This is a genomic window from Parafrankia sp. FMc2 (genome assembly GCF_041008525.1).
Classification (GTDB): domain Bacteria; phylum Actinomycetota; class Actinomycetes; order Frankiales; family Frankiaceae; genus Parafrankia.
Genome location: NZ_JBFLUG010000533.1, coordinates 1 through 503 on the forward strand (window position 1 = coordinate 1; position 503 = coordinate 503).

Consider the following 503-nt stretch of genomic DNA (forward strand, 5'->3'; position numbering starts at 1 on the left):
AGCCCCAGTCGGGCGTCGAGACCTGCCCGGGCGGCGGACAGCGCGCCGCTGCCGGGGCCGGAGTCCGAGTAGAGGAAGCCGAGCTTCACCGCGTCGGCGGTGACACCTGGGCTGTCGCAGGCAGCAGATGCCGCATCACCGCTTCCGCCCGACCCCGAGCATCCGGAGACGGCGGCGGCCAGGGCGGCGGCCAGCACTACCGCGACTCCTCTTGTCGTGCCATCTAAGCGCATCATTTACCCCACAGGAGAATAAGCAACGATCGTGACGGGAGATCTGGGCCGCGGTGGGCAGGGCGAGCCGGATCAGATCAGGAAAGGCTGAACACAGCGCAGTCGCCCCATCGGAACGCCCCTCTGCGATGAGGTCCCGGTCAGCCCGCTGCGTGGCTGTGTCGGCCGTCCTGGTCTGGTTCAGGTGCCGTTGATGCAGAGGCTTTCGTCTCTGAGCTGGAAGGCCGTGCCGTCCTGGCTGATCTGGACGAAGGCGTTGCAGGCCATTTT

The 503-nt window shown here is 67.2% G+C and carries 1 pseudogene; it reads right to left on the reverse strand.

The window, feature by feature from the left end:
- Window positions 1-197 (reverse strand): annotated as a pseudogene (locus AB1460_RS38325) (amino acid-binding protein); the annotation flags it as partial.
- Window positions 198-503 lie beyond the last annotated feature (306 nt).